At 69.6% G+C, this 3,411-nt stretch carries 3 protein-coding genes, 1 tRNA gene, 1 other RNA gene and 1 pseudogene; 2 read left to right on the top strand and 4 right to left on the bottom strand.

What is annotated here, in order from left to right; translation table 11 throughout:
* The coding region (locus tag ACWGJO_RS41295) for a DNA polymerase III subunit gamma and tau (RefSeq protein WP_452190923.1) at positions 1-1,338 on the bottom strand (1,338 nt) is incomplete at its 3' end.
* A 67-nt stretch (positions 1,339-1,405) separates the two neighbouring features.
* Positions 1,406-1,502, bottom strand: an RNA gene (gene ffs / locus ACWGJO_RS41290) — signal recognition particle sRNA small type.
* Positions 1,503-1,609: 107 nt separating this feature from the next.
* On the opposite strand from ffs, the gene ACWGJO_RS41285 reads away from it, so the two are divergent.
* Positions 1,610-1,694, top strand: a tRNA-Ser gene (locus tag ACWGJO_RS41285).
* Between the two features lie 156 nt (positions 1,695-1,850).
* Here the strand turns inward: ACWGJO_RS41285 and ACWGJO_RS41280 are convergent.
* Complete coding sequence (locus ACWGJO_RS41280) at positions 1,851-2,279, bottom strand: CBS domain-containing protein (protein WP_452190922.1); 429 nt, start codon at positions 2,277-2,279, stop codon at positions 1,851-1,853.
* Between the two features lie 349 nt (positions 2,280-2,628).
* Between ACWGJO_RS41280 and ACWGJO_RS41275 the strand changes: the two genes are divergently transcribed.
* Positions 2,629-3,000 carry a DUF5994 family protein gene (locus ACWGJO_RS41275; RefSeq protein ID WP_452190921.1) on the top strand — a complete coding sequence of 124 codons (372 nt, stop codon included), beginning with the start codon at positions 2,629-2,631 and terminating at the stop codon, positions 2,998-3,000.
* Positions 3,001-3,177: 177 nt separating this feature from the next.
* Here ACWGJO_RS41275 and ACWGJO_RS41270 read toward each other — a convergent pair.
* A pseudogene (locus ACWGJO_RS41270) lies at positions 3,178-3,411 on the bottom strand (hypothetical protein); the annotation flags it as partial.

Raw genomic sequence — 3,411 nt, 5'->3', positions numbered from 1 at the left:
GGGCGGCGCGGCCTGCACGGGCGGCGCGGCCGGGACGGGAGCGGCCTGCACCGGGGGCGCGGCCGGGACGGGCGCCACCGGCACCTCGCCCACCGGCGCGGCCGCCGCCGGGGCGACCGCCACCGGGGCCGTCATCGGCATGCCCACCGGGGCCGCCATCGGCGCGGCGAACCCGCCCGCCGCCGCCCGTCGCTCCAGCTTGTCCAGCCGTGCCTGCAGCGACAGCTCGTCGCTGTAGGCGCCCGGCAGCATCACCCGGGCGCAGATCAGCTCCAGCTGCAGCCGGGGCGCCGCGTTGCCGCGCATCTCGGTCAGCCCGGTGTTGACGATATCGGCGGCCCGGCTCAGCTCGGCCGCGCCGAACGCGTCCGCCTGCGCCTGCATCACCGCGACACGGTCGGCCGGGGCGTCGATCAGCCCCTTCTCCCCGGCGTCCGGCACGGTGGCCAGGATCACCAGGTCGCGCAGCCGCTCCAGCAGGTCGGTGACGAAGCGGCGCGGGTCGTGCCCGCCCTCGACCACCCGGTCGACCACCTGGAACACCGTCGCCCCGTCGTGCGCGGCGAAGGCGTCCACCACCTCGTCCAGCAGCGCCGAGTCGGTGTAGCCGAGCAGCGACGTGGCCATCTGGTAGGTGACGCCGCCCTCGGCGGCCCCGGCCAGCAGCTGGTCCATCACCGACATCGAGTCACGCACCGACCCGGCACCCGCCCGCACCACCAGGGGGAACACGGTGTCCTCGACCTGGATCCCCTCCCGGCCGCACACCTCCGCCAGGTAGTCGCGCAGCGTGCCGGGCGGGACCAGCCGGAACGGGTAGTGGTGCGTCCGGGACCGGATCGTCCCGATCACCTTCTCCGGCTCGGTGGTCGCGAAGATGAACTTGAGGTGCTCCGGCGGCTCCTCGACGACCTTGAGCAGCGCGTTGAAGCCGGCCGAGGTCACCATGTGCGCCTCGTCCAGGATGAAGATCTTGTACCGGCTGTGCACCGGCGCGAAGAACGCCCGCTCGCGCAGCTCGCGCGCGTCGTCCACACCACCGTGCGAGGCGGCGTCGATCTCGATCACGTCGATCGAGCCGGGCCCGCCGGTCGCGAGGTCCCGGCAGGACTGGCACTCCCCGCAGGGCGTCGGCGTCGGCCCCTGTTCACAGTTGAGGCAACGGGCCAGGATGCGCGCGCTCGTCGTCTTTCCACAGCCGCGCGGCCCACTGAACAGGTACGCGTGGTTGACCCTGTTGTTGCGCAGGGCCTGCTGGAGCGGAGCGGTCACGTGCTCCTGCCCGATGACCTCCGCGAAGGTCTCGGGGCGGTAGCGGCGGTACAGGGCTAGGGACACACCCCCGACGATATCGGGACGGACCGACAAACGCGTCGCCCCTCACCCCTCACCCCGGCCCCGGGAACGCAAAGACCCCCCGTGCACCCGCCAGAGCCCTCCTACCCTTGCTGCCTTCCGGCCCTGGGGGGGTTCAGAGAGATGACGCCACACGAGGGGCTGACCCCCACAGTACCGGATCCCGGCCCCGACGATCCACAGGCCACCCCATCCCTCCGCCTGCGGGACAGGTGGTCGCGACCACCCCGAAACATGTACTAAGCTCTCCCACGGAGGATTCGCCTAGAGGCCTAGGGCGCACGCTTGGAAAGCGTGTTGGGGGCAACCCCTCACGAGTTCGAATCTCGTATCCTCCGCCCTTGCCCAGTAGGGCAGTTGAAGGTCCCGACCGGGTTTCCGGTCGGGACCTTCTTCATGTCGTGGTCTCAGTTTTGGTCTCACTTCGTCCGAACGGCCGCCACGAACACCCGCTGGGACGCTTCGGGAGGCACCTTCGGCTGTGACCTACGGGCTCACGGGGTGGTGACCGCGTCCAGGACTCCCGCCGCACGGTTCGCGGTGAGGACGCCGAGGAGGTAGCCGTCGTCGTCGACGACGGGCCAGACGGCCAGTCGCCTGACCCGCATCGCGATCGCAGCCAGCGACAGACCCATGGTCGGCCAGGCGAACGGTCCGCGCTGGTGCGCGGCGGTGCTGACGGCGGTCCGCTCGGTGTACCAGGAGCGGGTCAGGAAGGGGTGGAGTCCGGTGCGGGTGACCAGTCCTTCGCACCGGCCGTTGTGGTCGCGGACGACCAGGTAGTCGATGTGGGCACTGCGGAGGATGTCGTCGGCCTGGTCGACCGTGCTGTCGTCGGCTATCTGGTAGTCGCACGGGTCCATGGCGTCGGCGACCGTGAGGCCGTGTCCGGGCCGTGCCGGGTGCGGAGAATGAGTGGTCACGGTGTTCACCGTTGCCCGTCTCCGGGCAGCCGTGGCTGCCCGGAACATCCTTCACCCAGAACGAAGCCGGAACTGGTACCGGAATACGAAATGCCCTGGATGTCTTCGAGCCTACTCCTGGGCTTCGCGGCCCGTGGCAGGCTGCCGCGGAGTACGGCGGAGTACGGCGGAGTACGGCGGGAGACAACCGAGGACATTCCGCATACCGCTATTCGCGCTGGTGTCGCCCTAGGTATGACAGGTCCCTTACGGACCGGACGGGCGGCCCGACATGATGCCGATACCCATCCCCACCCCTTCCTCGCCCGGGTCGTGGTCCGTGCCCGGCGCTCCGCTGCTGCCACGCCTGATGCTGGAACCGACGATGTCGCGGGACGGGATGTTCGACGGGGCGTGGTGGCCCCGCTCCAGTCACCTGCCGGCTGAGCTCCCTGACCTGATCACCGCACTCGGCGCCCACCTGGGCCGGATCGTCCGGATCGGCCTCGACACTGCATCCTGGCGCGAAGCGCCCCGTTCCGTTGTGGTCAACGGCCTGATGATCAGGATCGGCTGGTTCACGGGCAGCGACGCGACGATCAGCATCACGCGGGGGTTCCAGGACCACTTCCTGCTCTTGGTGGTGCCGCCCGGCACCGATTCGCGGACTGCCTCGTCGGCGATGGCCGGGGCTGCGGCGACCGGCAATCACACCCCGGCCGCCGAACTCCTGCTCGGCTGATCAGCCGACCAGACCCCGTCCGATCCGTGTCGCCCTGGACGCAACGGGTAGCCGCCATGGTCAGAGACGGATCTGCGACGTGGGGCCCACCATGTGCGCTTCATCCCCAATCAGCCGGCAGTTCCGACTGGCATTCCGGCCACACTTGAGCTTCCCCCGTTGTGCGGGAGGTGCTGATTAGCTGGTCAGAGCGGGTGTGGGTGGTTCGGTGGTCACGGGTTTGGCCGTCGCCTGGTTGGCGTAGTACTTCGCCTCGTACTCGTCGGGGCTGAGCCAGCCGAGACGCTTTTGGATGCGGCGGGTGTTGTACCAGCCGTCGATGACCCTGTTGCCCAATTGGGTGAACCCTTCGCGATCTCGCACCTGGATGTGTCCTGGACGGAAAGATCGCTCTTCAGCGGTCTGATCCAG

The organism is Kitasatospora sp. NPDC054795 (assembly GCF_053611565.1).
This window is presented reverse-complemented; position numbering and strand designations above follow the sequence as displayed.

Excerpts from the sequence above, each read along its gene's own strand:
- ACWGJO_RS41275 (WP_452190921.1), top strand. The coding sequence starts at position 2,629 with ATGCTGGAACCGACGATGTCGCGGGACGGGATGTTCGACGGGGCGTGG.